The sequence below is a fragment of the Kaistia algarum genome (assembly GCF_026343945.1).
Lineage (GTDB): Bacteria > Pseudomonadota > Alphaproteobacteria > Rhizobiales > Kaistiaceae > Kaistia > Kaistia algarum.
In genome coordinates this window covers 358,862-382,413 of sequence record NZ_JAPKNJ010000002.1, presented here as the reverse complement: position 1 = coordinate 382,413, position 23,552 = coordinate 358,862, and the positions used below count along the sequence as shown (strand labels likewise).

At 64.4% G+C, this 23,552-nt stretch carries 21 protein-coding genes and 1 pseudogene; 13 read left to right on the top strand and 9 right to left on the bottom strand.

Features of this window, described 5'->3' with window-relative positions; genetic code table 11:
* Nucleotides 1-39 precede the first annotated feature (39 nt).
* A complete protein-coding gene (locus OSH05_RS15065; RefSeq protein WP_133163099.1) occupies nucleotides 40-429 on the top strand; it encodes a hypothetical protein in 390 nt (129 codons plus the stop codon).
* A gap of 62 nt (nucleotides 430-491) precedes the next feature.
* Nucleotides 492-1,880 carry a PepSY-associated TM helix domain-containing protein gene (locus OSH05_RS15060; RefSeq protein ID WP_104218908.1) on the top strand — a complete coding sequence of 463 codons (1,389 nt, stop codon included), beginning with the start codon at nucleotides 492-494 and terminating at the stop codon, nucleotides 1,878-1,880.
* Between the two features lie 54 nt (nucleotides 1,881-1,934).
* Here the strand turns inward: OSH05_RS15060 and OSH05_RS15055 are convergent, their stop codons facing one another.
* Nucleotides 1,935-2,192, bottom strand: a complete 258-nt coding sequence (locus OSH05_RS15055; protein WP_104218907.1) for a YjhX family toxin — start codon at nucleotides 2,190-2,192, stop codon at nucleotides 1,935-1,937.
* Between the two features lie 231 nt (nucleotides 2,193-2,423).
* On the opposite strand from OSH05_RS15055, the gene OSH05_RS15050 reads away from it, so the two are divergent.
* Complete coding sequence (locus OSH05_RS15050; protein ID WP_104218906.1) at nucleotides 2,424-2,735, top strand: hypothetical protein; 312 nt, start codon at nucleotides 2,424-2,426, stop codon at nucleotides 2,733-2,735.
* A gap of 4 nt (nucleotides 2,736-2,739) precedes the next feature.
* On the opposite strand, the gene OSH05_RS15045 is transcribed toward OSH05_RS15050, so the two are convergent.
* Together OSH05_RS15045 and OSH05_RS15040 are read right to left on the bottom strand one after the other, a co-directional pair.
* Nucleotides 2,740-3,237: a CinA family protein gene (locus OSH05_RS15045; protein WP_104218905.1), complete on the bottom strand. Its 498-nt coding sequence runs from the start codon at nucleotides 3,235-3,237 to the stop codon at nucleotides 2,740-2,742.
* A 3-nt stretch (nucleotides 3,238-3,240) separates the two neighbouring features.
* A complete protein-coding gene (locus OSH05_RS15040) occupies nucleotides 3,241-4,437 on the bottom strand; it encodes a bifunctional 2-C-methyl-D-erythritol 4-phosphate cytidylyltransferase/2-C-methyl-D-erythritol 2,4-cyclodiphosphate synthase (protein ID WP_104218904.1) in 1,197 nt (398 codons plus the stop codon).
* 237 nt (nucleotides 4,438-4,674) lie between these two features.
* On the opposite strand from OSH05_RS15040, the gene dusB reads away from it, so the two are divergent.
* From dusB to hflX, 8 genes are all read left to right on the top strand, one after another.
* Entirely contained in the window at nucleotides 4,675-5,613 is a 939-nt protein-coding gene (dusB, locus tag OSH05_RS15035) for a tRNA dihydrouridine synthase DusB (RefSeq protein WP_266352527.1), read from the top strand.
* Nucleotides 5,610-6,740, top strand: coding sequence for a two-component system sensor histidine kinase NtrB (locus OSH05_RS15030; protein WP_104218902.1), 1,131 nt, complete (start codon nucleotides 5,610-5,612; stop codon nucleotides 6,738-6,740). The genes dusB and OSH05_RS15030 overlap by 4 nt, the downstream gene beginning before the upstream one ends.
* A 1-nt stretch (nucleotide 6,741) precedes the next feature.
* Nucleotides 6,742-8,184 carry a nitrogen regulation protein NR(I) gene (ntrC, locus tag OSH05_RS15025; protein ID WP_104218901.1) on the top strand — a complete coding sequence of 481 codons (1,443 nt, stop codon included), beginning with the start codon at nucleotides 6,742-6,744 and terminating at the stop codon, nucleotides 8,182-8,184.
* A 142-nt stretch (nucleotides 8,185-8,326) separates the two neighbouring features.
* Nucleotides 8,327-10,597 (top strand): sensor histidine kinase NtrY-like, encoded by a 2,271-nt coding sequence (locus OSH05_RS15020; protein WP_104218900.1) that lies wholly within the window; start codon nucleotides 8,327-8,329, stop codon nucleotides 10,595-10,597.
* 12 nt (nucleotides 10,598-10,609) lie between these two features.
* Nucleotides 10,610-11,974, top strand: coding sequence for a nitrogen assimilation response regulator NtrX (ntrX, locus tag OSH05_RS15015; protein ID WP_104218899.1), 1,365 nt, complete (start codon nucleotides 10,610-10,612; stop codon nucleotides 11,972-11,974).
* A 50-nt stretch (nucleotides 11,975-12,024) separates the two neighbouring features.
* The gene (locus OSH05_RS15010) at nucleotides 12,025-12,900 is read left to right on the top strand and encodes a D-amino-acid transaminase (protein ID WP_104218898.1); all 876 of its coding nucleotides are present in this window, start codon (nucleotides 12,025-12,027) and stop codon (nucleotides 12,898-12,900) included.
* Between the two features lie 147 nt (nucleotides 12,901-13,047).
* On the top strand, nucleotides 13,048-13,302 hold the full coding sequence (gene hfq, locus OSH05_RS15005; protein WP_104218897.1) for an RNA chaperone Hfq: 255 nt from the start codon (nucleotides 13,048-13,050) through the stop codon (nucleotides 13,300-13,302).
* Nucleotides 13,302-14,687 (top strand): GTPase HflX, encoded by a 1,386-nt coding sequence (gene hflX, locus OSH05_RS15000; protein ID WP_104218896.1) that lies wholly within the window; start codon nucleotides 13,302-13,304, stop codon nucleotides 14,685-14,687. Before hfq ends, hflX begins: the two co-directional genes overlap by 1 nt.
* A gap of 75 nt (nucleotides 14,688-14,762) precedes the next feature.
* On the opposite strand, the gene OSH05_RS14995 is transcribed toward hflX, so the two are convergent.
* From OSH05_RS14995 to OSH05_RS14975, 5 genes are all read right to left on the bottom strand, one after another.
* Nucleotides 14,763-15,656 (bottom strand): alpha/beta fold hydrolase, encoded by an 894-nt coding sequence (locus OSH05_RS14995; RefSeq protein WP_104218895.1) that lies wholly within the window; start codon nucleotides 15,654-15,656, stop codon nucleotides 14,763-14,765.
* A gap of 220 nt (nucleotides 15,657-15,876) precedes the next feature.
* Nucleotides 15,877-16,467 (bottom strand): hypothetical protein, encoded by a 591-nt coding sequence (locus OSH05_RS14990; RefSeq protein WP_104218894.1) that lies wholly within the window; start codon nucleotides 16,465-16,467, stop codon nucleotides 15,877-15,879.
* Nucleotides 16,468-16,477: 10 nt separating this feature from the next.
* The gene (locus OSH05_RS14985; protein WP_104218893.1) at nucleotides 16,478-18,763 is read right to left on the bottom strand and encodes an NADP-dependent malic enzyme; all 2,286 of its coding nucleotides are present in this window, start codon (nucleotides 18,761-18,763) and stop codon (nucleotides 16,478-16,480) included.
* 81 nt (nucleotides 18,764-18,844) lie between these two features.
* Complete coding sequence (locus OSH05_RS14980) at nucleotides 18,845-19,030, bottom strand: hypothetical protein (protein ID WP_104218892.1); 186 nt, start codon at nucleotides 19,028-19,030, stop codon at nucleotides 18,845-18,847.
* Between the two features lie 78 nt (nucleotides 19,031-19,108).
* Nucleotides 19,109-19,234 (bottom strand): hypothetical protein, encoded by a 126-nt coding sequence (locus tag OSH05_RS14975; protein ID WP_266352524.1) that lies wholly within the window; start codon nucleotides 19,232-19,234, stop codon nucleotides 19,109-19,111.
* Between the two features lie 140 nt (nucleotides 19,235-19,374).
* Between OSH05_RS14975 and cysS the strand changes: the two are divergent.
* A pseudogene (gene cysS / locus OSH05_RS14970) lies at nucleotides 19,375-20,652 on the top strand (cysteine--tRNA ligase); the annotation flags it as partial.
* Between the two features lie 105 nt (nucleotides 20,653-20,757).
* Nucleotides 20,758-21,390 (top strand): CysS/YqeB C-terminal domain-containing protein, encoded by a 633-nt coding sequence (locus OSH05_RS25265; RefSeq protein ID WP_456077689.1) that lies wholly within the window; start codon nucleotides 20,758-20,760, stop codon nucleotides 21,388-21,390.
* Between the two features lie 189 nt (nucleotides 21,391-21,579).
* Here the strand turns inward: OSH05_RS25265 and OSH05_RS14965 are convergent, their stop codons facing one another.
* On the bottom strand, nucleotides 21,580-23,415 hold the full coding sequence (locus OSH05_RS14965; RefSeq protein ID WP_266352521.1) for an extracellular solute-binding protein: 1,836 nt from the start codon (nucleotides 23,413-23,415) through the stop codon (nucleotides 21,580-21,582).
* Nucleotides 23,416-23,552 lie beyond the last annotated feature (137 nt).

Sequence of the window (23,552 nt, the reverse complement as noted above, 5' to 3'; positions counted from 1 at the left end):
CGCTCTTGAACGCGGCCCCGGATTGACGATCATCGATCGATGAGGGGGATTCTGGGCCGATTGCCATGGCTGCGCGACGCCGTTGTGCGTCTGCTGGCGCTCGCGCTGCTGCTGCCGAGCGTGCTCGGTGCGGCGTCCACGCCTGAACTCGTCCGCGAGCAGGCTCTCTATAGCGTCCTGGCCAGCAGCCTCTGCGCCGGAGACCCAACGCAGAAGCATGATGGCACGCCGACGCCTGCCACCGGCTGTCCCTATTGTCCCACCTTCTGCGCCGGGGGATGCGCGCCGCCGGCCAGCGCCGCCGTTGAGATCGGCAGGTTCCATCCGGTCGAGCGGGCAACCTTCGGCATTGTCCTGGTCGCCGGCCGGATCGGTGGGACGAGCCGCTCCGATGAAGGCCTGCCGCGCGGTCCGCCGACCACCTCGTGATGTGAAACGCCATTCCTGACCGGGCGCCTATTGGCGCTCCTTTTCACGTCTTCGAGGTTTCAATGTCCACGATCGAGCAAGCGCAGCCCGCTGCTGCTGCGAATACCCGACTCTACCGGGCCGTCTGGCGATGGCATTTCTATGCCGGGCTCTATGTCCTCCCGTTCCTGATCATGCTCGCCGTCACCGGCGGCTTCATGATGATCTATTCGGACCGGAGCAACGAACTCGGCTGGGTGTCCGATGTCGCCGTCGCCGGCCTTCCGGAGCCCGTATCGGCCCAGGCCAAGGCCGCGATCGCCGCCGTTCCCGGCGGTCTCCTCGCCACCTACATTGCGCCGCAGGCGACAAACCGCCCCGCCTTCTACGAAATGAAGCAAGGCGACGCCTATTACGCGGTCGCCGTCGATCCATATGACGGCAAGGTGCTCGCCACCAATGACGAGAGCCGCACGCCGCGCACCATCGCCGAGAAGATCCACGGCACCTTGTTGCTCGGCGATCTCGGCGACCGGCTGATCGAGGTGGCGGCCTCACTGTCGATCGTGCTGATCGTCACCGGCCTCTATCTCTGGTGGCCGAGGGGGGCCACGCGGCTGTCACGCGCGCTGCTGCCGAACCTCTCGCTCAAGGGCCGACCGTTCTGGAAGGACCTTCACAAGTCGATCGGCGTCTGGACGGCCGTCTTCCTCTTCCTGTTCATGCTGTCGGGCCTTTCCTGGACCGGCATCTGGGGCGACCGCTATGTGAAGCCGTGGTCGGGGTTCCCCGCCAGCAAATGGGACAATATTCCACTGTCCGATGCGACGCATGCGGCGCTGAACCATGACATCCTGCATGAGGTGCCGTGGGCGCTCGAGGCAACCCCGCTGCCCGCGTCGGGATCCAAGGCGGGCTCGTCGGCGGTGGCGCAGCCGGTGACGCTCGACACCGTGGCGCAATGGGCAGAGGCGAATGGCTTTGCCGGGCAGTTCAAGCTGTCCCTGCCAGCGGATCCGACCGGGGTCTTCACGGTCGCCTATGATGGGCGGAACCAGGACAGCGCGCTCCCGTCGGGAGATCGCTTCGTCCATATCGACCAGTATACCGGCAACATCCTCGCCGATGTCCGCTATTCGGATTACAGCGTGGTCGGCAAGCTGATGGCGTGGGGTATCGCCCTCCACAAGGGCATGGCGGGGCCGATCAACTTCGTCTTTAACCTCGTCTATCTCACCCTCATCCTGTTGCTCTGCGTGTCGGGCGTGGCGATGTGGTGGAAGCGCAGGCCCGCCGGCGGCTTTGCGCCGCCGCTCTACGCCAAGGATTTCCGCCTGACATTCGGCGTCGCGCTCATCGCCATCGTGCTCGGCGTGATCTTCCCGCTCGGCGGCATTGCGCTCGTCGGCTTCGCGGTGTTCGACTTCCTGCTGCCACGACGCTTCAAGGAAGCGGGATGGCGGCCGGCCTAGAGCTGGTTGGCGGAGGTTGGACGGGGCGACCGGCATGGCGGCCCCGTCCATTCTTCAGCGATTGTCGAGCTGGGATCGCACCGCCTCGAGCCCGAACCGCGTGACGCGGTAAGGCCCTCCGTCGCGTGAGGCGATGAAGCCTCGGCGTTTCAGTCGGCGGAAGAGTTCCAGCGTTCCATCGACGAGGCGGTAGCCGTCGCGCGTCACGCAATGCGCTTCGACGATGGCGCCATTTTCGTCGCGGATATGGCGGATATGGCCACCCTGGGCCAAAGCGTGCAGCACGCGCTGCTCGCGTTTCGAGATGTTCATGGATGTCGTCAAAAGTTCGGGTGAGCGAAAGCCGCACTGAAGCGGGCCGCAAACCATCGGGCTCGCGGACTTTCTCCCTGCCACTATCGGGCAGGGCTCACCGGGACTGAGATGACCTTGACATCCACACTCCTGTCGGACGGGGATGGAGATAATTCGCCGCTTCCGCGCGCGCAAGCGGCCAATATGCAGTGGTCGCGGCGCGATGCAGGCGGGCAACAGGAGGGATCGATGGCCGTACCGTCCCCGGAAGACGCTTCAGCATTCGGCGCAAGCCTCGCGCTGGCGAAGCCACCTGCCGCCTGGCCGCCACCGCTCCGTGCGCTGTGGCTGCTGGAAAAGGGCGACTGGGACGGCGCGCACGAACTCGTCCAGCATGAGGAGGACGCCGCCTCGGCCTGGGTCCACGCCCATATCCACCGTATCGAAGGCGACGATTGGAACGCGCGCTACTGGTATCGCCGCGCCGGGAAGCCGGAGGGCATGGGCGATTTCGCGGCGGAGCGCAGCGACATGGCAGCGGCGATGCTGCGCAAGACCTGACGCCTCACCCCTCGGCCGCTTCCCCCAGCAGCTTCAGCGCATGCGCCACCGTCGCGAGGCGGACGCCGGAACGGTCGAGGCCGGCGAAGATCTGGACGTCATGCCGGGCGGGATGACCACGGCGGGCGATGCCGAAATGGACGAGGCCGACGGGCTTTTCCGGCGAACCGCCATTCGGCCCGGCAATGCCGGTGACGGCAACGGCGAGATCGGCGCCGGAGCGGGCGAGCGCGCCTTCTACCATGGCCAGCGCCACCTCGCGGCTGACCGCGCCGACATGCGCGATGAGTTCGGCCGGAACGCCGAGCATGTCGGTCTTGGCTTCGTTCGAATAGGTGACATATCCCCTATCGACCACGGCCGAGGACCCCGAGACTTCGGTCAGCGTCCCGGCGATCAGCCCGCCCGTGCAGGATTCGGCGGTCGCGACGGTAAGCCCGGCCTTGGCGAGGCGCTGGATGAGCGCTTCGGCGGCAGGAAGGAGGGGGGTGAGGTCGGTCATTTCCTATTCATCCGATGCCGGCAGGCTCAGCGTCGCCGTTCCGATCGCGGCAATGCCTTCGCCGCGGCCGATGAAGCCGAGCTTCTCATTGGTGGTCGCCTTGACGCCGACACGGCCGATGCCGATGCCGGCGATCTCGGCGATGCGCGCCCGCATGGCGTCGCGATGCGGGCCGATCTTCGGGCCCTCAGCCACGATGGCGAGGTCGAGATGCACGATCTTCGCCCCGCGCGCCCGCGCCCGCTCGATCGCATAGGCAAGGAAGCGGTCGGATGAGGCGCCCTTCCACTGCGGATCGGACGGCGGGAAATGCACGCCGATATCGCCGTCGGCGATGGCACCGAGAACGGCGTCGGTCAGCGCATGCAGAGCGACGTCGGCATCGGAATGGCCAGCCAGGCGTTTGTCATAAGGAATGCGGACGCCGCCGAGCCAGACGGCTTCGCCCTCCGTGAACGGGTGGACGTCATAGCCGGTGCCGACCCGCGTCTCGCGCAGCACCGGCATGGCGGAAAGGCGTTCGTCGGCGATGGCGATATCCTCAGGCGTGGTCAGCTTGGCATTGGTACGCTCGCCCGGCACAAGATGCACGGCGATGCCGGCCCATTCGGCGATGCTCGCATCGTCGGTGACGGGAATGCCGGCCTCAGCGGCGCGGCGATGCGCATCCAGGATGGCGGCGAAGCGGAAACCCTGCGGCGTCTCGGCGGCATAGAGTCCCTCACGCGCTACGGTGCTTTCGACGACCGGCCCGGCGGTGGCGCGCTTCAGCGTGTCGGTCACGGGGGAGGCGGCCAACGCCGCTTCCTGCTCCTCCAGCGCATCGAGCACGCGGTCGATGAGCGCGGCAGAGGCAAAAGGGCGCACCGCATCATGGATGAGCACATGCTCGGCATCGAGTGCCGTCAGCGCTTCAAGCCCGGCGCGCACGGATTCCTGCCGGCTCGTGCCACCGGAAAGCGGCGGCAGCAGACCTTCAAGGTCGCCGATCGCCTCGTCATAGAGCGCGCGATCATCCGGATGGATGACGACTACGACGCCGCCAATGCGCGGATGGCCCAGGAACAGCTCGGCAGTACGCCGCAAAATGGCCTTTCCGCCGATGTTCCTGTACTGCTTCGGCGTGCCGCCCCCGGCGCGCACGCCGCGACCCGCCGCAACGATCAGGGCGATCACGCGATCGGGCTCAGGTCGGGGCATGGCCGAATTTCCATCTGGCTTGGACGCCGCTGAACCGCGGCGGGGCATGGATCGGAGATTTTGGAGCCTCGTGCAACAAGTCTCTTGCCGTGCCGCAATCCCTGACTAATATGTGGGCAGCCATGACCATGCCTATTCGGTAGTCAATTGATCGAAAACTCAACCTTGCTGCGCCAATTGGCGCAGCCGCTCCGAATCGGAGGCATCGAGATCGCGAACCGGGTTCTGCTCGCGCCGATGTCCGGAGTGTCCGATCGCCCCTTTCGCCGTATCGCAGCGGCGGCCGGCGCAGGCCTTGTGCTGTCGGAAATGGTGGCGAGCGAGGAATTCGCCACCGGCAATCCAGAGAGCGCGATGCGCGCGGAAGCGACGGGCAATTCGCTGCATGTCGTTCAGCTCGCCGGGCGCGAACCACATTGGATGGCCGAGGGCGCACGCGCCGCGGCGGATGCCGGCGCCGACATCATCGACATCAACATGGGTTGCCCCGCCAAGCGGGTGACGACGGGCTATTCCGGCTCGGCGCTGATGCGCGATCTCGATCACGCCATGACGCTGGTGGAGGCCACGGTGGCGGCCAGCCCCGTGCCGGTCACGCTGAAAATGCGCCTCGGCTGGGACGAACGCACCATGAACGCGCCGGAACTGGCGCAGCGCGCCGAAGCGGCGGGGATATCCATGGTGACGGTGCATGGCCGCACGCGCTGCCAGTTCTACAAGGGCAGCGCCGACTGGTCGGCCGTGGCCGCGGTGCGCGCGGCGATTTCGATCCCGCTCATCGTCAATGGCGACATTGCCAGCGTCGAAGACGCGGAGAACGCGCTCAGCCGCTCCGGCGCCGATGGCGTCATGATCGGTCGCGGCGCCTATGGCCGGCCCTGGTTGCCGGGACACATCGCTGAATGGTGCCGCACCGGGCGTATGCCGGAAGCGCCGGAAGGCGAAGAACTCGTGGAACTCATCATCGGCCAATATGAAGAAATGCTGGCTCTGTACGGGCCGATCCTCGGGGTGCGTCAGGCGCGCAAGCACCTCGGCTGGACGATGGAGACCCTGCCCGCCGGGCGGATGGAGGAGACCGCGCGGCTGTCGATCCTGACCGAGACGCGCCCGTCCAACGTCATCGCGCTGGTCCGCCGCCATCTCGGCGAGGCCGCTCTCAGGAGGGCTGCATGAGCGGTTCCTCCGGCATTCCTCGCAAGCCGCCGGAAGGCGGCAGCGCCGCGCTGCTGCTCGATGCCTTGCCACACCCCGTGCTGCTTATCGAGGCAGACGGCCATGTCAGCGAGGCGAACGGCGCTGCACAGGATTTCTTCCAGGTATCGACGGCCATGCTGCGGCGGCAGCCGCTGGCCAATTTCGTGCCTTTCGGCAGTCCTTTGCTCGCATTGATCGACCAGGTGCGGATGCGCGGCTCGGCCGTGAACGAATATCGCGTCGATGTCGGCACCCCCCGCAATGGCGCGGAACGCGTCGTCGACATCTACGCCACGCCGATCCTGGAGCGTCCGAACGCGGTCGTGCTCATGCTGCAGGAACGGACGATGGCGGAGAAGATCGACCGCCAGCTCACCCATCGCGGCGCGGCCCGGTCGGTTACCGGGCTTGCCGCCATGCTGGCACATGAGATCAAGAACCCGCTTTCCGGCATTCGCGGCGCGGCACAGCTGCTCGAATCCTCGGTGGACGACAATGATCGGGCGCTGACGCGGCTGATCACCGACGAGGCCGACCGGATCGTGAAGCTGGTCGACCGCATGGAAGTATTCTCCGACGAGCGGCCGATCGAGCGCACACCTGTCAACATCCATGTCGTGCTCGAACATGTGAAGCGGCTGGCCCAGTCGGGTTTTGCCCGCAACATCCGCATCATCGAGGAGTACGACCCCTCGCTGCCGCCGGTATTCGCTAATCGCGACCAGCTCATCCAGGTATTCCTGAACCTCGTCAAGAACGCGGCCGAGGCGATCGGCGACGACGTGGACGGCGAGATACTGCTCACCACGGCGTTCAAGCCTGGCATCCGTCTCTCCGTTCCTGGTTCTGCCAACCGCGTGACGCTGCCGCTGGAATTCGCGGTCCGCGACAATGGTCCGGGCGTGCCGCCGGAGATCCTGCCGCATCTGTTCGATCCGTTCGTCACGACCAAGACCAACGGCACCGGCCTCGGCCTCGCGTTGGTCGCCAAGATCATCGGTGACCATGGCGGCGTCATCGAATGCGAATCGCAGCAGAACCGAACGACCTTCCGCGTGCTCTTGCCGGCCTATCCGGGCGCAGCACCCACTGACAAGGATGACTGAAATGCCGATCGGCAACATTCTCGTAGCCGATGACGACGCGGCGATCCGAACTGTCCTGAACCAGGCGCTTTCGCGTGCCGGTTATGAAGTTCGTCTCACGTCGAATGCCGCGACGCTCTGGCGCTGGGTGAGCCAGGGCGAAGGCGACCTCGTCATTACCGACGTCATCATGCCGGATGAAAACGCCTTCGACCTGCTGCCCCGCATCAAGCGAGCGCGGCCGGAATTGCCCGTCATCGTCATGAGCGCGCAGAACACGTTCATGACGGCAATCCGCGCCTCCGAGAAGGGCGCCTATGAATATCTGCCCAAGCCGTTCGATCTGAAGGAACTGATCTCGATCGTCGGGCGCGCGCTCGCCGAGCCAAAGCTCCGCCGACAGGATGCGCGCGTCGACGAGGGCGGCGAGAACATTCCGCTCGTCGGCCGCTCGCCGGCGATGCAGGACATCTACCGCGTGCTGGCGCGCCTGATGCAGACCGACCTGACCGTCATGATCTCGGGCGAATCGGGCACCGGCAAGGAGCTCGTGGCCCGCGCACTCCATGATTATGGCAAGCGGCGCACCGGCCCGTTCGTCGCGATCAATATGGCCGCAATCCCGCGCGATTTGATCGAGAGCGAGCTGTTCGGCCATGAGAAGGGTGCCTTCACCGGCGCGCAGGCCCGCTCCTCCGGTCGCTTCGAGCAGGCCGAGGGCGGCACGCTCTTCCTCGACGAAATCGGCGACATGCCGATGGAGGCGCAGACGCGGCTGCTACGCGTCTTGCAGCAGGGCGAATATACGACGGTGGGCGGGCGCACTCCGATCAAAACGGATGTCCGCATCGTGGCGGCGACCAACAAGGACCTGCGGATCCTCATCAACCAGGGCCTTTTCCGCGAGGATCTGTTCTTCCGCCTCAACGTCGTGCCGATCCGTCTGCCGGGGCTGCGCGAGCGTTCCGAGGACATTCCCGATCTCGTGCGCCACTTCTTCACGCTGGTCGAGAAGGAAGGCCTCCCGAACAAGCAGATCGAGCCGGCCGCGGTCGAGCGGTTGAAGCGCTATCGCTGGCCGGGCAATGTGCGCGAACTTGAAAACCTGATCCGCCGCCTCGCCGCGCTCTACCCGCAGGATACGATCACCGAGAACATCATCGAGGCAGAGCTCGACCAGCCGGCGGCCAACCTCTCCCAGCCCGAATCGGCGAATGAGGACACGCTCGCCGGCTCGATGGAACGGCACCTGGCGGCCTATTTCCATGGCTTCGGCGACGGATTGCCGCCTCCCGGCCTCTATCACCGCATCCTGCGCGAGGTGGAATATCCTCTGATCTCGACGGCCCTGGCTGCGACGCGCGGCAACCAGATCAAGGCGGCGGAGCTCCTCGGCGTCAACCGCAACACGCTCAGGAAGAAGATCCGCGACCTCGACGTCCAGGTCATCCGTTCGTCGCGTTGAGTTTGCGGGAAATCAGCAGGCGAAGTGGCTGTTGCCGCTTCGCCACAATGATGTTGCAATTCGGTCTCAGTCTCCGCCGCATGTCGGCCTCCAGACTCAATCGCACATGCTCGTCCGCTGCCGTTGCCCCGGGGTTTTCCGGATGACGGTCGTCGCTGATTCGCCATCGCCGCTCTCGGCCTCCGCCGAGCCGCGCCAGCCGAGGCGTCTTCGCCTGACCGTTCGGGGCGCCGGCTATGTCACGGTGATTCTTGCGCTTTCGAGCGCCTGCGCCTCGCTATTCCTGTTGATGGGGCTGACGCCGATCGAGCCGACCGAGCAGGTCGTGTTCTGGGCCCTGGTCGTCAACGGCTTGCTGACGGTGGTTCTCCTCATCGAGACCGCGATCGAGGTCGGCGTGCTGATCCGGGCGCGACGGCGAGGCAGGGCGGCAGCGCGCCTCCATATCCGCATTGTGGGACTGTTTTCGATCGTTGCCGTGCTGCCGGCGATCTTGATGGCGATGGTCGCCAGCGTGACGCTCAATCGCGGGCTGGATCACTGGTTCTCCGAACGTACACGCTCGATCGTCGACACCTCGCTCTCCATTGCGCAGGCCTATGCCGATGATCATGCCCGGGCGCTCAAGGTCGATATCCTAGCCCTCAAGACCGATTTCGACCGGGCGCAGACCCTGCTCGTCACCGATCCCGACCAGTTCCAGCAATTCATGAACTCGATCGCCGCGCTGCGCGGCATTCCCGGCGTCTATCTGGTGAAGCCGGACGGTTCCATGATCGCCCAGGCGGAATTCCAGTTCTCGGCCTCGTTCCCGCCGCCGCCGCCCGATGCCATGCAGAGCGCGATCAAGGGCGGAGCCGAGCCGATCCTGATCGCGCCAGGCCGGTCCAATGTCATCGGCGCGGTGGTGAAGCTCGACAATTACAATGAGGTCTATCTCTACATCGCCCGGGAGATCGATCCGAAGGTGCTGCGCTACATCGCCGAGACGAGCGCCAGCGTCGACGAATACAAGAACCTCGCGGCGACACGGCTCGGCGTACAGGTCGCGTTCGGCGTGCTCTATCTCGGCCTCGCCCTCGTCTTGCTTCTTTCGGCGATCTGGCTAGGCATCGGCCTCGCCAACCGCCTCGTCTCGCCGATCCGCAAGCTGATCGACGCCGCCGACGAGATCGGGCGCGGCAACCTCGAGGTCACGGTGCCGTTCCGCAGCGCCGATGGCGATCTTGGCGCCCTTGGGGCGACGTTCAACACCATGACGGCGGAACTGCGCAGCCAGCGGGCGGAACTCATGGCGGCCAGCGAGCAGATCGATGCCCGCCGTCGCTTCTCAGAGGCCGTGCTCGCCGGTGTCAGTGCCGGCGTGGTCGGCACCGATGCGAAGGGCGTCGTCACCATTGCCAATCGCGGCGCCGCCCGAATCCTCGGCTCGCCGACGATCGCTGGACAGGCGGTCACCACAGTCGCGCCGGAACTGGCCAGCGTCATGGAGACGGCGCTGAGCGATCATTATCGTACCGAGCACCGCGAACAGGTCTCGATCGTGCGCGATGGTCGCGAGCGGACCATCAATGTCCGCGTCACGACGGAGGAGGCGGACTCGGGCGAGCATGGCTATGTCATCACGCTGGACGACATCACCGATCTCGTCGTCGCGCAGCGAAGCTCGGCTTGGGCCGATATCGCCCGGCGCATCGCCCATGAAATCAAGAACCCGCTGACGCCGATCCAACTCTCGGCCGAACGGCTGAAGCGCCGCTTCGGCAAGACGGTCGGCGAAGGCAAGGATGTATTCGACCAGTGCACGGATACCATCATCCGCCAGGTCGGCGACATTGGCCGCATGGTCGACGAATTCTCATCCTTCGCGCGCATGCCGAAGCCGACCATGGTCGAGCGCAATCTCGGCGAGGCGGTCCGCGAGGCCGTCTTCCTGCAGGAAGTCGCCCATCCGGAAATCGCCTTCAAGGTGGAACTGCCGGAAGCGCCGATGCTGGGCCTATTTGATCCGCGGCTGATCTCGCAGGTCTTCACCAATGTCGTGAAAAACGCGACGGAGGCGATCGCTTCTCTGCCGAGCGAGGACCAGGCCGGGGCGGTGATCACCGTCATAGGCCGGGCCGAAGAAGCCAGCAATGTGGTGGAAGTCATCGATACGGGCGTCGGCCTGCCGCAGGAAAATCGCCACCGCCTGCTCGAACCCTATATGACGACGCGGGAGAAGGGCACCGGCCTTGGCCTCGCCATTGTCAGCAAGATCATCGAGGAGCACGGCGGGACGCTGGAGCTTCTTGATTCGCCCGCGGTGGCGAGCGGGGGCAGGGGTGCGATGATCCGCATCACGCTGCCGCGCTCGGCGCCAAAGTCCGAGCCGCCGGCCGGGCAAGAAGAAACCGATAACGCGTCAAACTGAAGAAGCAGAGCCATGCCCTCCGATATTCTGATCATTGACGACGAAGCTGATATTCGCGGCCTGGTGGCCGGCATTCTCGAGGATGAAGGCCACGGAACGCGCACGGCCGGCGATACCGACAAAGGCCTGGCCGAGATTGAGATGCGGCGGCCGAACCTCGTTTTTCTGGATATCTGGCTGACCGGCAGCCGGATCGATGGCCTCGCCATGCTCGACATCATCAAGGCGCAGCACGCCGACCTGCCCGTCGTGATGATCTCCGGCCATGGCAACATCGAGACCGCCGTCTCCGCGATCCGGCGCGGCGCCTATGACTATATCGAGAAGCCGTTCAAGGCCGATCGGCTGGTGCTGGTCGCGGAGCGTGCGCTGGAGGCGTCGAAGCTGCGGCGCGAGGTCAAGGAGCTGCGCCAGCGCGCCGGCAACACCTCGGCCCTTATCGGCACATCGGTCGCGATGAACCATCTGCGCCAGACGATCGACCGGGTGGCGCCGACCAATAGCCGCATCATGATCTCCGGCCCCTCTGGTTCGGGCAAGGAGACAGTGGCGCGCACTATCCACGAGGCCTCGCACCGAGCGAGCGGACCCTTTGTCGTGCTGAACGCCGCCGCGATCACGCCCGATCGCATGGAGCACGAAGTCTTCGGCACGGAGAGCGTCGAAGGCGGGCCGCGCAAGATCGGCGCTCTGGAAGAGGCCCATGGCGGCACGCTCTATCTCGACGAAGTGGCCGATATGCCGCGCGAGACGCAGGGCAAGATCCTGCGCGTCCTGATCGAGCAGAATTTCCTTCGCGTCGGCGGCACGACGCGAGTGAATGTCGATGTCCGCATCGTCTCGTCGACGGCGCGCGACCTTGAACGCGAAATTCAGGAGGGCAGCTTCCGCGAGGACCTGTTCCACCGGCTTTCGGTCGTGCCGCTGCGGGTTCCGGCTCTGGCCGAGCGCCGCGACGACATACCGGCCCTGGTGCAGCATTTCATCGAGCAGATTTCGCAGACGACCGGCCTGCCGATGCGTCAGGTCGGCGAAGATGCGCTCGCCGTGCTGCAGGCCCATGACTGGCCGGGCAATATCCGCCAGCTCCGCAACAATATCGAACGGCTGCTGATCCTGGCGCGCGGCGACGAAACCCAGATCATCACCGCCGACATGCTGCCGCCGGAAATTGGCGAGTTGTTGCCGACGACGCCCAATCGTGGCGGCGAACATCTGATGTCGCTGCCGCTGCGCGATGCGCGCGAGATCTTCGAGCGCGAATATCTGACCGCACAGGTCAACCGCTTCGGCGGCAACATCTCCCGAACCGCAGAATTCGTCGGCATGGAGCGTTCGGCGCTGCATCGCAAGCTGAAGTCGCTCGGCGTCGGGTAGCCCCTGCCGCATTCCGATTTGAAACCTCTCTCCCTTCCTCAGAGTCCGCCATGCCCCGCTTCGCTTATGTCAATGGACGCTATGTCCGCCACGCCGATGCCGCCGTTCATATCGAGGATCGCGGCTATCAGTTTGCCGACGGCGTCTATGAAGTCTGCGAGATCCGCGACGGGCTGCTGATCGACGAGCGCCGGCATATCGACCGGCTGGAGCGCTCGCTGGCCGAGTTGCGGATCCCGAAGCCGATGAGCCGGGCCGCCCTCGGCGTCGTGCTGCGCGAGCTTGTGCGCCGCAACCATGTCGTCGACGGGCTGGTCTATCTGCAGGTGACGCGCGGTGTGGCGCCTCGCAACCACCCGTTCCCGGCGGAAGGCACGCCGCCGGCGCTGGTCGTCACCGCCCGTTCGGTCTCGCGCGCCTATGCCGACCACCACGCCGAGGAAGGCGTCGCGGCGATCAGCGTTCCCGATAATCGCTGGGACCGCGTCGACATCAAGACGGTGTCGCTGCTCCCGAACGTTCTCGCCAAGCAGGCCGCGCGCGATGCGGGCGTCTATGAAGCCTGGTTCTATGACGCCGACGGCAACGTCACCGAGGGATCGTCGACCAATGCCTGGATCGTGACGGGCGACGGCGTGCTGGTGACCCGTCCGGCAGAGCATGGCATCCTGCGCGGCATCACGCGGACCGTCTTGCTCGATGTCGCGGCGCGACTCGGCATCAAGGTCGAGGAACGGAAATTCAGCCTCGAAGAGGCCAAGGGCGCGCGCGAAGCCTTCATCACCGGCGCAACCACGATCGTGACGCCCATCACCAAGATCGACGATCGCGTCATCGGCAATGGCGCTCCGGGCAGCGTCGCGACCGAACTGCGTAAGGCATTCCACGATTTTGCCGAACGCAGCCCGCGCTGGTCGCATGGCTGAGCGATCTATGCCGCAGTGCCAAAACGGTGCTGCATTGCATTTGTAGGGTGACGCGCGCCCATTTACCGGGCAAACTGTTGGCGTGGCCGCAGCAAATGTGGCCCTCGGGACTGTCGTCCCCAACAAGTCGAGGCGTGAGAGACACGAATGGCGGACCGCGCACAAAACCTTCAAGACACATTCCTGAACCATGTCCGGAAGACCAAGACGCCGCTGACGATTTTCCTCGTCAATGGCGTGAAGTTGCAAGGCATCGTGACCTGGTTCGATAATTTCTGCGTCCTGCTCCGTCGCGACGGACATTCGCAGCTCGTCTACAAGCATGCCATCTCGACGATCATGCCTGGGGCGCCCGTCCAGCTCTTCGAGCCGGGCGAAGAAGGCGATCGGTCCGGAGCTTGATGATCGAGGAAGACGAGCTTCCGGACGACGCCGAGCCGTCGCCCGATGAAGCGCCGGCTCACGAAGAGCGCGTCGCTGACCGAACCGTTGTCCTGGTGCCGGTTCGCTCCGGCCGCCAGCGGCGTGGCGCCGGGGAAGGGCGCAGTGCCCAGCGCAGCACCAAGGCGCGTGTCGACGAGGCCGTAGGTCTCGCCGGAGCGATCGATCTCGACATCGTCGAGGCCGCCGCCGTGACGCTTTCGACCCTGCGACCGGCAACGTTGTTCGGCACCGGCAAGGTCGAGGAAATCGGCGCGATGGTCGCCGAGCGCGGCGCGGGACTCGTCTTCGTGGATCACACGCTGTCGCCCGTTCAGCAGCGCAATCTGGAAGAAGCCTGGAACGCCAAGGTCATCGACCGGACCGGGCTCATCCTGGAGATATTCGGCGAGCGGGCGCAGACGCGCGAAGGCCGCCTGCAGGTCGAACTCGCCCATCTGAACTACCAGAAGAGCCGGCTCGTCCGCTCCTGGACCCATCTGGAGCGCCAGCGCGGCGGCTTCGGCTTCCTCGGCGGCCCCGGCGAGACGCAGATCGAGGCGGACAGGCGGGCGCTGCAGGAGCGCATTGCCCGCATCGAGCACGAGCTCGAAACCGTCGTGCGCACCCGTCGCCTGCAGCGCGAGAACCGCCGAAAGGTCCCACATCCGATCGTGGCGCTCGTCGGCTACACCAACGCCGGCAAATCAACGCTGTTCAACACGCTGACGAATGCCGGCATCCTGGCGCAGGACCTGCTATTCGCCACGCTGGACCCCACGCTGCGCCGCATCGAGCTGCCGCATGGCACAGAGGCGATCCTCTCCGACACAGTGGGTTTCATCTCCGACCTGCCGACCCATCTCGTCGCCGCCTTCCGCGCTACGCTGGAAGAGGTGATCGAGGCCTCGCTGATCCTGCATGTGCGCGACATCGCCCATGAGGATAGCGAGGCGCAGTCGGAAGACGTGATGAAGGTGCTGGAGCAGCTCGGCATCGAGATCGGCGATTCGGATCGCATCATCGAGGTCTGGAACAAGATCGACCTGCTGCCGCCGGACGCGCGGCCGATGGACCGGCTGCAAGCAGAGAAGGGCAAGCCCGCGATCGTCCCGATCTCGGCGCTGACGGGCGAGGGCGTTCCCGCACTGCTGCAACTGGTCGAGGACCGCGTCAACAAGAACCGCGCAAGCTATACCGTCGTGCTGGCCGGCGCCGACCTCGCGAAGCTGCATCGGCTCTACGAGATCGGCGAAGTGTTTTCGCGCCAGGACGACGAGGACGGCACCACGCGGATCACCATCCGCATCCCGGACAAATACGAGACCACGTTCCACGCCGAGTTTCCGACCGCCCGGACGAAGTGATACGGAAGATCGCCCGGCCCTTTCACCAGGGCACCATCGGTCCAGATAGCTGGCCTGGAGCCCTTCTACAGGCTTTCACGATCCCGCCCGCGCCAAGCCAGAAATCGCTGCCGTGACCGCTCGATAGACTTCAGGCGGCACGTCATGACCCATGCCGTCGATTGGCATATAGATCGCTCCGGGGATCGAGGCGGCGGTATCGCTGCCGCAGGCTGGCGGTATGAGCGGATCGTCATTCCCGTGAATGACAAGCGTCGGCGCCTTGATCGTCGCCAGACGCCCTCGGCGATCGCCGGCCACCGCCATCGCCGCGATCTGCCGTGCCGTTCCGCCCGGCACAAGGCCGCGTCGAACCTCATCCAGCAGAAGAGCACGATGCGCGCTCTCGTCGAACGGATAGCCGCCTCCGGCAATGCGGCGCGCGAAAGCGAGGTGCTGCGACAGAAAACCCTCCTGATCCGTGATCGGATCGGGTGCGGGCTGCATCATCATCGCCATGACGTCCGGTGCGGCCTGCGGAAGTGCGGGATTGCCCGTGCTCGACATGATCGAGGTGAGCGATCGGACCCGGTTCGCATGTTCGCTCGCCAGGATCTGCGCGATCATGCCGCCCATCGATCGGCCGACGACATGCGCCCGGTCGATCGCGAGCGCATCGAGAAGGCCGATGGCGTCCGCCGCCATGTCGTCCAGTGTGTAGGGCACGTCGGGTCGTCGGCCGGCCATGAGCGCAGTCGCCAGAGCGCCGAAATCCGGGGCAGAGCACGCACTGAAACGTGTCGAGCAGCCGGTGTCGCGATTGTCGAAACGGATGACGCGATAACCGAGCGCCGCAAGCCGTTCGCAGAACGGCGCCGTCCAACGGATCATCTGCGTCCCGAGTCCGGCGATCAGGATTATCGCTTCGTCGGCGGCGTCGCCGAAACTGTCCCAGGCGAGTTCGATGCCATTGGCTTTTGCGCTGGTCATGATCGTGGGTATCCGGGAACGAAGGGAACTTTGTGCTTGCCCCCAAGGGGCGAGCAGCAGTTATTACCCGGATAAAATGGTACGGTCAATAATACCCGGACAAAATAACCGCGCCTGTTACCCCGCGAAGTCACTTGTCCTCGGACGGAGGCATAATCCGCCCTGCCTTCAACAGGGCGCTTCAGCGATATCGAGGCTCTGCAAGACCAGCAGATCGGCCTCAGCGGCCATCGGAAAGCGGAGCGATCACCACCTCCATGCCGCGGATCTGCTCGTAAAGCAGGATGTCGCGGGCGTAGGGGCGCCAGTCGTAGAGCAGAAGCTCTGCCGGATGCCAGAGGCTGACCCAGCCAGCGATGATGAAGCCCTCGCTGAAAACGCGGGCGATGACGGCTTCCGAGCCCAACAGCGCCTCGGACATCAGCGATAGGACCAGGCAGACCGCCCAAACGCCGAAGCCTACCGGCACGGCGCGGCGCGCCTGTAGATGAATGTCGCGCTTCTTCTGCTTGAGGCGACGGATCTGGGCGCCGCAATAGGTGCCAATCGCGGCGCGCGTCTTCAACGCCAGTCCGTCTGTCGCGGTCGACGCGGGTAGGTGGATGACGATGCGGGTAATCCGCGTCGCAAGGCGCGGACGCGACTTCAGCGTATCCAGCACCTGTTCCATGCCCGACGCCTCGATATTCTCGCCCAGGAATGGATCGAGTTCGGGCGTCTGGAAAAAGTGATGGATGTCGCTCAGCTGGAGCGACACCGCATGCGGATCGGCCGAGGCGGGCGACGAGACGGCATCCCTGGCATCGGTCAATCGAGCCTCCCTATGGCGACTGGGCCTCGACGGCGGCGAGCGTCGTCATGTTGGCAACGCCGCGCGAGGTGATGGACGGCGTCAGAATATGCGCCGGCTTCGCGGCCCCGAGCAGGATCGGGCCGACATGGAGCGCGTCGGTCATGACTTTGACGACGTTGAGCGTGATGTTGGCCGCGTCGAGATTGGGGAACACGAGGAGATTGGCTTCTCCGGTGAGCTTCGATTTCGGCATGGCGCGCTGGCGCAGCGTCTCGGACAGCGCGGAGTCGCCGTGCATCTCGCCGTCGACCTCCAACTCGGGCGCCATCTCCCACAAGAGCCGGACCGCGTCCCGCATCTTGCGGCTCGACGGTGTGTCGTGCGAGCCGAAATTCGAATGCGACAGCAGGGCCGCCTTCGGTACGATGCCGAACCGGCGCACCTGGTCCGCTGCCAGGCTGGTCAGTTCGGCGATCTCCTCGGCGGAAGGATCGACGTTCACATAGGTGTCGGTGAGGAAGGTCGTCGATTCCGACGAGATGAGCAGGCTCATCGCCGCGAAGCGCCGGCTTCCGGGACGCAGGCCGATGACCTCGCGGATCATCTTGAAATGGGTGCGGAACTGTCCCTCAAGGCCGCACAGCATCGCATCGGCCTCGCCGCGCTCCAGCGCAAGCGCCGCGATCGCCGTGGTCGAGGTGCGCACCATGGTACGCGCGGCCTCGGGAGTGACGCCGCGCCGGCCGGTCTTTTCGAGCAGCAGGTCGACATAGTCGCGATAGCGCGGATCGTCCTCGGGGTTGATCACCTCGAAATCGGCATCCGGCCGGATCTTGAGGCCGAAGCGCTTCAATCGCGTCGCAATGACCGACGGGCGGCCGATGAGGATCGGCGCGGCGAGCCCATCTTCGATCGCGACCTGCGCCGCGCGCAGCACGCGCTCATCCTCGCCATCGGCATAGATGACGCGCTTCACGTCCTTCTTCGCCGCCGCCACCAGCGGCTTCATGACGAGGCCCGACTTGAAGACGAAGCGCGTCAGCCGGTCCATATAGGCGTCGAAATCGGCGATCGGCCGCGTTGCCACGCCCGATTCCATCGCCGCCTTCGCAACGGCCGGCGCGATGCGCAGGATCAGCCGCTGGTCGAAGGGCGAGGGGATCAGGAAATCAGGACCGAAGGTCCGCTCGACGCCGCCATAGGCCTGCGCCACCACGTCCGACGGCTCCTCCTTGGCGAGAGCCGCGATGGCGCGCACCGCCGCATGCTTCATTTCCTCGTTGATCGTCGTCGCGCCGACATCGAGCGCGCCGCGGAAGATGTAAGGAAAGCAGAGGACGTTGTTGACCTGATTGGGGAAATCCGAACGGCCGGTGCAGATCATCGCGTCCGGCCGCGCCGCGCGGGCGACCTCGGGCATGATCTCCGGCGACGGGTTGGCGAGCGCGAGGATCAGCGGATGGTCGGCCATCTTCGCCACCATCTCCGCCTTCAGCACGCCGGCTGCCGAAAGGCCGAGGAAGATGTCGGCGCCGTCGATGACCTCGCCGAGCGTGCGCTTGTCGGTCTTCCGCGCGAAGGCGGATTTCCAGCGGTCCATCAGCGTGGTGCGGCCTTCATAGACCACGCCCTCGATGTCGCAGACGGTAATGTTCTCGTGCTTCGCGCCGAGCGAGACGAGCATGTTGAGGCAGGCCAGCGCCGCCGCGCCCGCACCGGAGGCGACGATCTTCGCCTCCTCGATCGGCTTGTTCTTGATGCCGAGCGCGTTGGTGACTGCCGCGCCGACGATGATCGCCGTGCCGTGCTGGTCGTCGTGGAAGACGGGGATCTTCATCCGCGCGCGCAGCTTCGCCTCGATGTCGAAGCATTCCGGCGCCTTGATGTCCTCGAGATTGATGCCGCCGAAGGTCGGCTCCAGCGCCGCGACGACATCGACGAACTTGTCGATGTCGCGTTCCTCGACTTCGATGTCGAAGACATCGATGCCGGCGAACTTCTTGAAGAGGACGGCCTTGCCTTCCATCACCGGCTTGCCGGCGAGCGCGCCGATCGCGCCGAGTCCCAGCACGGCGGTGCCGTTGGAGATCACCGCGACGAGGTTGCCACGGGCGGTGTAATCGAAGGCCTTAGCGGGATCGGCGGCGATGGCGAGACAGGGAGCCGCGACGCCGGGGGAATAGGCGAGCGCCAGATCGCGCTGGTTTCCCAGTGGCTTGGTCGCCCGGATCTCCAGTTTTCCCGGCTGCGGATACTGGTGATAGTAAAGGGCGCTCTGGTCGAGATCGGCGTCCGTCCGGCCTCTTTCGGTCATTTCCTGCCTGTCGCTTGAAAGTTCGCTCCGCGCGATCGCGGTGCGGACTCTCCTACAACATCGCCGGGAGTGAGGCGAGCGTCAGAGATTGCTCACCGGACCGGGCGCGGCGATGCCGCAGCCGATGCCGCTCTTCAGGCAGAGGCCGAGCATCGAGGTGCGGGAATCGCTCAGATCGCGATGCAGCGACGGGCGGACCAGCTCGGCCATGCCGATGCCGAACAATGTGGCGAACAGGGTGACGACCAGAAAGGAACGGGTGGCCATGACAGGGTACTCCAACACACTCATTAAACCCGCCGCCATACTGGCTTTCTTCGCCTGAACGGGTCCTGAAATCCGCATTCAGATATCGTTCGGATTGATTGCGATTTGATTAAAATTCGAATGATTCACCATGATCCGGTCACAATTCGCGCCCGTTTCCACAGCCTTGACGCTCCAGTCGAAATCCTGCATCACGCTCGCCATGATGGCTTTCCGGCGCGTATTCCTTCTCTGCTGTCGCGACGTTCTGGCCGGTTAGCGCGAGCTGGCCGGGCGCTCCGTCTCGGCCCGGTCCATCCCGAGAGGCGCGCCCTGCATGATGGGTTCCTCATTCGGGGTCGACGATGACGCTTCGCCTCTACAACACGCTGACGAAGGAAAAGGACGAGCTCAAGCCGCTCTTCCATGACGCCGAGGGCAAGCCGCATGTGCGCATGTATGTTTGCGGCCCCACGGTCTATGACTTCGCCCATATCGGCAATGCGCGGCCCGTCATCGTCTTCGACGTTCTTTTCCGCCTGCTGCGCCATCTCTACGGCGAGGCGAACGTCACCTATGTCCGCAACATCACGGACGTGGACGACAAGATCAACGCGCGCGCGGCGGTCGACTATCCCGACCTGCCGCTCAACGAGGCGATCCGCCGCGTCACCGAGAAGACCAACACCCAGTTCCAGGCCGACGTCGCGGCGCTCGGCTGCCTGCCGCCAACCGAGCAGCCGCGCGCGACCGAGCACATCGATGCGATGAAGGCGATGATCGAGCGGCTCGTGTCGCGCGGCGTCGCTTATGTCGCCGAGGGCCATGTGCTGTTCTCGCCGGCCGAGATGGACCGGTTGAACGGGGTGCTGCCGCGCTATGGCGCGCTGGCGCGGCGCTCGCTCGACGAGATGATCGCCGGCGCCCGCGTCGACGTGGCGCCCTACAAGCGCGATTCCACCGATTTCGTGCTGTGGAAACCTTCGGCCGCGGACGAGCCCGGCTGGCCGTCGCCGGCCGGCATCGAGGGCAGGGGTCGCCCGGGCTGGCACATCGAATGCTCGGCCATGTCGATGGCGAAGCTGCTGGAGCCGTTCGGCGGCGGTTTGGAATGCACCGACCCGACGCGGAACACCTTCGACATCCACGGCGGCGGCATCGACCTCGTCTTCCCCCACCACGAAAACGAAATCGCCCAATCCTGCTGCGCCTTCAACTCCCCCCGCATGGCCAACATCTGGATGCACAACGGCTTCCTGCAGGTCGAAGGCGAGAAGATGAGCAAGAGTGTCGGGAATTTCGTGACGATAAGGGAGGCACGATATACCACTCGACTAGGCGGCCGCCGATGGACCGGCCCTGTTCTTCGACTTGCGATGCTCGGGACTGCCTACCGTCAACCAATTGATTTTACGGTAGAAAACTTATATCGCTCCCGAGAGCGCCTCAAGAAATGGCGTGCCTTTGCTGCCGAGCGCACTACCAAGGAAATGGACTATCACCGGATGGGCCAATTCCTCGAATATCTACTGGATGACCTCAATACTCCTGGCGCGCTATCTGTAATAGATGAAGCAGTGTCCGCCAAAAATCCAGCCGCTGAGCAGAGGTTCTTTGTATACAAGGCACTAAATATTTTAGGCTTCAAGTCGCCACTCACACCTGTGAAGAAGGCATCGCTGGAAACTAGAAGGCTTACTCGATATCTAGAAGACTTTTCTACAGAAAACATCAACGATATTGTTGATATGGCGATATATAATTCCAGAGGCAGTGATAGAAAATTAAGACCCCAAACGAATCTCATCATATGTCTTAATCTTATAGAAAGTATAGTCGTATCACGTGGGTATGATTATGATGATTCATCGTACGATATCGTTACCGTGGATCGTATATCCGATATAAATAACATAGTACCGGATTATGGAACGGAGTCATCGGATTATTCACCATTATTACTGAATAAAATCGTCAAAGGCGCCGTAAATCTCGTTCGTCTCTTGGAGGCTTTTCCTGCGGATTTTGTTCGATCGCTTGTGGCTAAGGCTGCTAGGGCGTCGCACTATCGAAGTGGCAAATTGCGGCCGGAGGCAGACCTCCTGATCAGCCTGAAACGACTTGGAAATGTCGTGTCGGTCCGGCGGCTCTCTGTGAGGATTGATGATAGTAGCATCTCCGAGTTCTCGGCTCGATCTCGTATAGTGAACTCGAAAAAGATTGCTTCCCTTATTGTCACCCGTCTCGAAGCCCGTCGCGCGAAAGACTTCGCCGAAGCAGACCGCATCCGGAACGAACTCGACGCCATGGGCATCGCGCTCAAAGACGCCAAGGACCCGACGACCGGCGAGATCGTCACGACGTGGGAAGTGAAGCGGTAGCGACTCCTCCCCCTCTCCCGCTTGCGGGGGAGGGTCGGGGAGGGGGCTTACAGGGCTCTGGCCGGAGATTGCCCGGAGCCAGTGTGTAGCCTCTTCCTGAGACTTCCCACCAGAGCGACCCCTCCCCGAAAACGCGAGGGCGTTTTCGGCCCTCCCGCAAGGGGAGGGGTCAAGGAAGGACGGCCCCCCTTACTTCCCAGGCGCGGCAAACCAGGTCGACAGCGTGTAGCCGTTGACCGATTGCGTCTGCGGATGATCGACGCGGGCCCAATGGGCGATCCATTGTTCGGGGAGGTAGTAGAGCGGGACGACGTAGTGTCCGGAGATCAGGACGCGGTCGAGGGCGCGGACGGCGGCGACGAAATCTTCCTGGCTCTTGGCCGCGAGCAGCGCCGCCAGCATGGCGTCGATCGCTGGGCTCTTGGCGCCGACATAGTTGAACGAGCCCGGTACATCGACATTGGTGCTCGACCAGCGATTGCCCTGCTCGTTGCCCGGCGACAGCGACGCCGGCCACGAGGTCTGAATCACGTCGAAGTCGAAATCCTGCACGCGGCGCTGGTACTGCGTCGAATCGACCGTGCGGGTCGTCGCCTCGATGCCGATGCGCTGCAGCGTGCGGGCGTAGGCGAGGCCGACCTTCTCCTGCTCGCGATCCTGCAGCAAGATCTCGAAGGCGAACGGCTGGCCGGCGCTGTCGACGAGCTGGTTGCCGGCGAGTTTGTAGCCAGCCTGTTCGAGCAGATCGAGCGCGGTGCGCAGCACCTTGCGGTCGCCGCCCGAGCCGTCCGATACGGTCGGCTTGTAGGTGCCGGCCATGACGTCTGGCTCGACGGCATCGGGGAAGGGGGCTAGCAGCTTCTTCTCGATGTCGGAGGCCGGGACGCCGAGGGAAGACAGCACCGAATCCTGGAAGAAGCTGCCATTGCGGCTATAGGCGCCGGAAAAGAGGTTCTTGTTGACCGATTCGAAGTCGAACAACATGGCGAGCGCCTTGCGCGCCCGAACATCGGCGAACATCGGCCTGCGTGTGTTCATGGCGAGGCCGAGCATCCCCTTCGGCAGGCCGTTCCTCACCGTCTCCTTGACCACGCGGCCGTCGGCTGCGGCGGGAAAATCGTAATTGTGCAGCCAGTTCGCCGGATCGCCCTCCGGATTGACGTCGTAGAGCCCCTTCTTGAACGCCTCGAACATCACATTGCGGTCGCGGTAATAATCGATGCGGATTTCGTCGAAATTGTCGAAGCCGCGCTTCACCGGCAGGTCCTTGCCCCAGTAGTTGGGATCGCGCTGCAGGACGAAGCGCTCGCCGGGCTTGATCTCGCCCATGACATAGGGACCGGAACCGATCATCGGCTTCAGCGTCGACTGGTCGAAGGTCTCGGGGTCGATGGCATGCTTCGGCAGGATCGGCATCAGGCCGATCAGCAGCGGCAATTCGCGGTTCTCGCCGCCATCCTTGAAGGTGAATTTGATGCCACGATCGCCGATCTTCTCGGTCTTCTCGACCTGCGAGTACCAAGTCTTGTAGATCGGCCGGCCCTTCTCCTTGAGCAGATCGACCGTGAAGAGCACGTCGTCGACCGTCACCGGCTGGCCATCGGAAAAATGCGCCTTCGGGTCGATGGTAAAGGCGATCGAGGTGCGGTCGTCCGGCATGTCGACGCTATCGGCCAGTAGCCCATACAGCGAGAAGGCCTCGTCACGATTGCGTACCAGCAGGCTCTCGAAGACGTTGTTGCCGAGCGCGACGTCCCAGATGCCGCGCGATGTCGTCGTGGCGCTCTTCACGATGAAGGGGTTTACGCTGTCATAGGTGCCGACATAGGCATAGGTGACCGTGCCGCCCTTCGGCGCGTTCGGATCGGCATAGGGAAGATGGTCGAAGCCGGCGGGCAGCGCCGGGTCGCCATGCATCGCGATTGCATGCGCCGGCTCGGCGGCTGCGGGTGATTGGGTGCCCCAGATGGCGGCCGAAACGAGAGCGGCGAGGCCGAGACCCATGGAACGCCAATGGTGCGACATTTCGGTTTCCTCCGACGCGGCCAGCGATTCGAGCGAAGCGAACCCTAACATGACCGCGGAATCAACGGCCCTTCGCCCATGCAATTGTCCATGCCTTCCCGCTGGAAATCGCGCCCGCACCGCGCTATTCATGCGGC

Coding starts and splice junctions, on each gene's coding strand:
- OSH05_RS15010 (WP_104218898.1), top strand. CDS start 12,025: ATGCCCCGCTTCGCTTATGTCAATGGACGCTATGTCCGCCACGCCGAT.
- OSH05_RS15050 (WP_104218906.1), top strand. CDS start 2,424: ATGGCCGTACCGTCCCCGGAAGACGCTTCAGCATTCGGCGCAAGCCTC.
- OSH05_RS14985 (WP_104218893.1), bottom strand. CDS start 18,763: ATGACCGAAAGAGGCCGGACGGACGCCGATCTCGACCAGAGCGCCCTT.
- OSH05_RS14975 (WP_266352524.1), bottom strand. CDS start 19,234: ATGGCGAGCGTGATGCAGGATTTCGACTGGAGCGTCAAGGCTGTGGAA.
- OSH05_RS15030 (WP_104218902.1), top strand. CDS start 5,610: ATGAGCGGTTCCTCCGGCATTCCTCGCAAGCCGCCGGAAGGCGGCAGC.
- OSH05_RS15040 (WP_104218904.1), bottom strand. CDS start 4,437: ATGCCCCGACCTGAGCCCGATCGCGTGATCGCCCTGATCGTTGCGGCG.
- hfq (WP_104218897.1), top strand. CDS start 13,048: ATGGCGGACCGCGCACAAAACCTTCAAGACACATTCCTGAACCATGTC.
- ntrX (WP_104218899.1), top strand. CDS start 10,610: ATGCCCTCCGATATTCTGATCATTGACGACGAAGCTGATATTCGCGGC.
- OSH05_RS15020 (WP_104218900.1), top strand. CDS start 8,327: ATGACGGTCGTCGCTGATTCGCCATCGCCGCTCTCGGCCTCCGCCGAG.
- OSH05_RS15045 (WP_104218905.1), bottom strand. CDS start 3,237: ATGACCGACCTCACCCCCCTCCTTCCTGCCGCCGAAGCGCTCATCCAG.
- ntrC (WP_104218901.1), top strand. CDS start 6,742: ATGCCGATCGGCAACATTCTCGTAGCCGATGACGACGCGGCGATCCGA.
- OSH05_RS14965 (WP_266352521.1), bottom strand. CDS start 23,415: ATGTCGCACCATTGGCGTTCCATGGGTCTCGGCCTCGCCGCTCTCGTT.
- OSH05_RS14980 (WP_104218892.1), bottom strand. CDS start 19,030: ATGGCCACCCGTTCCTTTCTGGTCGTCACCCTGTTCGCCACATTGTTC.
- OSH05_RS25265 (WP_456077689.1), top strand. CDS start 20,758: ATGGCGATATATAATTCCAGAGGCAGTGATAGAAAATTAAGACCCCAA.
- OSH05_RS14995 (WP_104218895.1), bottom strand. CDS start 15,656: ATGACCAGCGCAAAAGCCAATGGCATCGAACTCGCCTGGGACAGTTTC.
- OSH05_RS15065 (WP_133163099.1), top strand. CDS start 40: ATGAGGGGGATTCTGGGCCGATTGCCATGGCTGCGCGACGCCGTTGTG.
- dusB (WP_266352527.1), top strand. CDS start 4,675: ATGTCCGGAGTGTCCGATCGCCCCTTTCGCCGTATCGCAGCGGCGGCC.
- OSH05_RS15055 (WP_104218907.1), bottom strand. CDS start 2,192: ATGAACATCTCGAAACGCGAGCAGCGCGTGCTGCACGCTTTGGCCCAG.
- hflX (WP_104218896.1), top strand. CDS start 13,302: ATGATCGAGGAAGACGAGCTTCCGGACGACGCCGAGCCGTCGCCCGAT.
- OSH05_RS15060 (WP_104218908.1), top strand. CDS start 492: ATGTCCACGATCGAGCAAGCGCAGCCCGCTGCTGCTGCGAATACCCGA.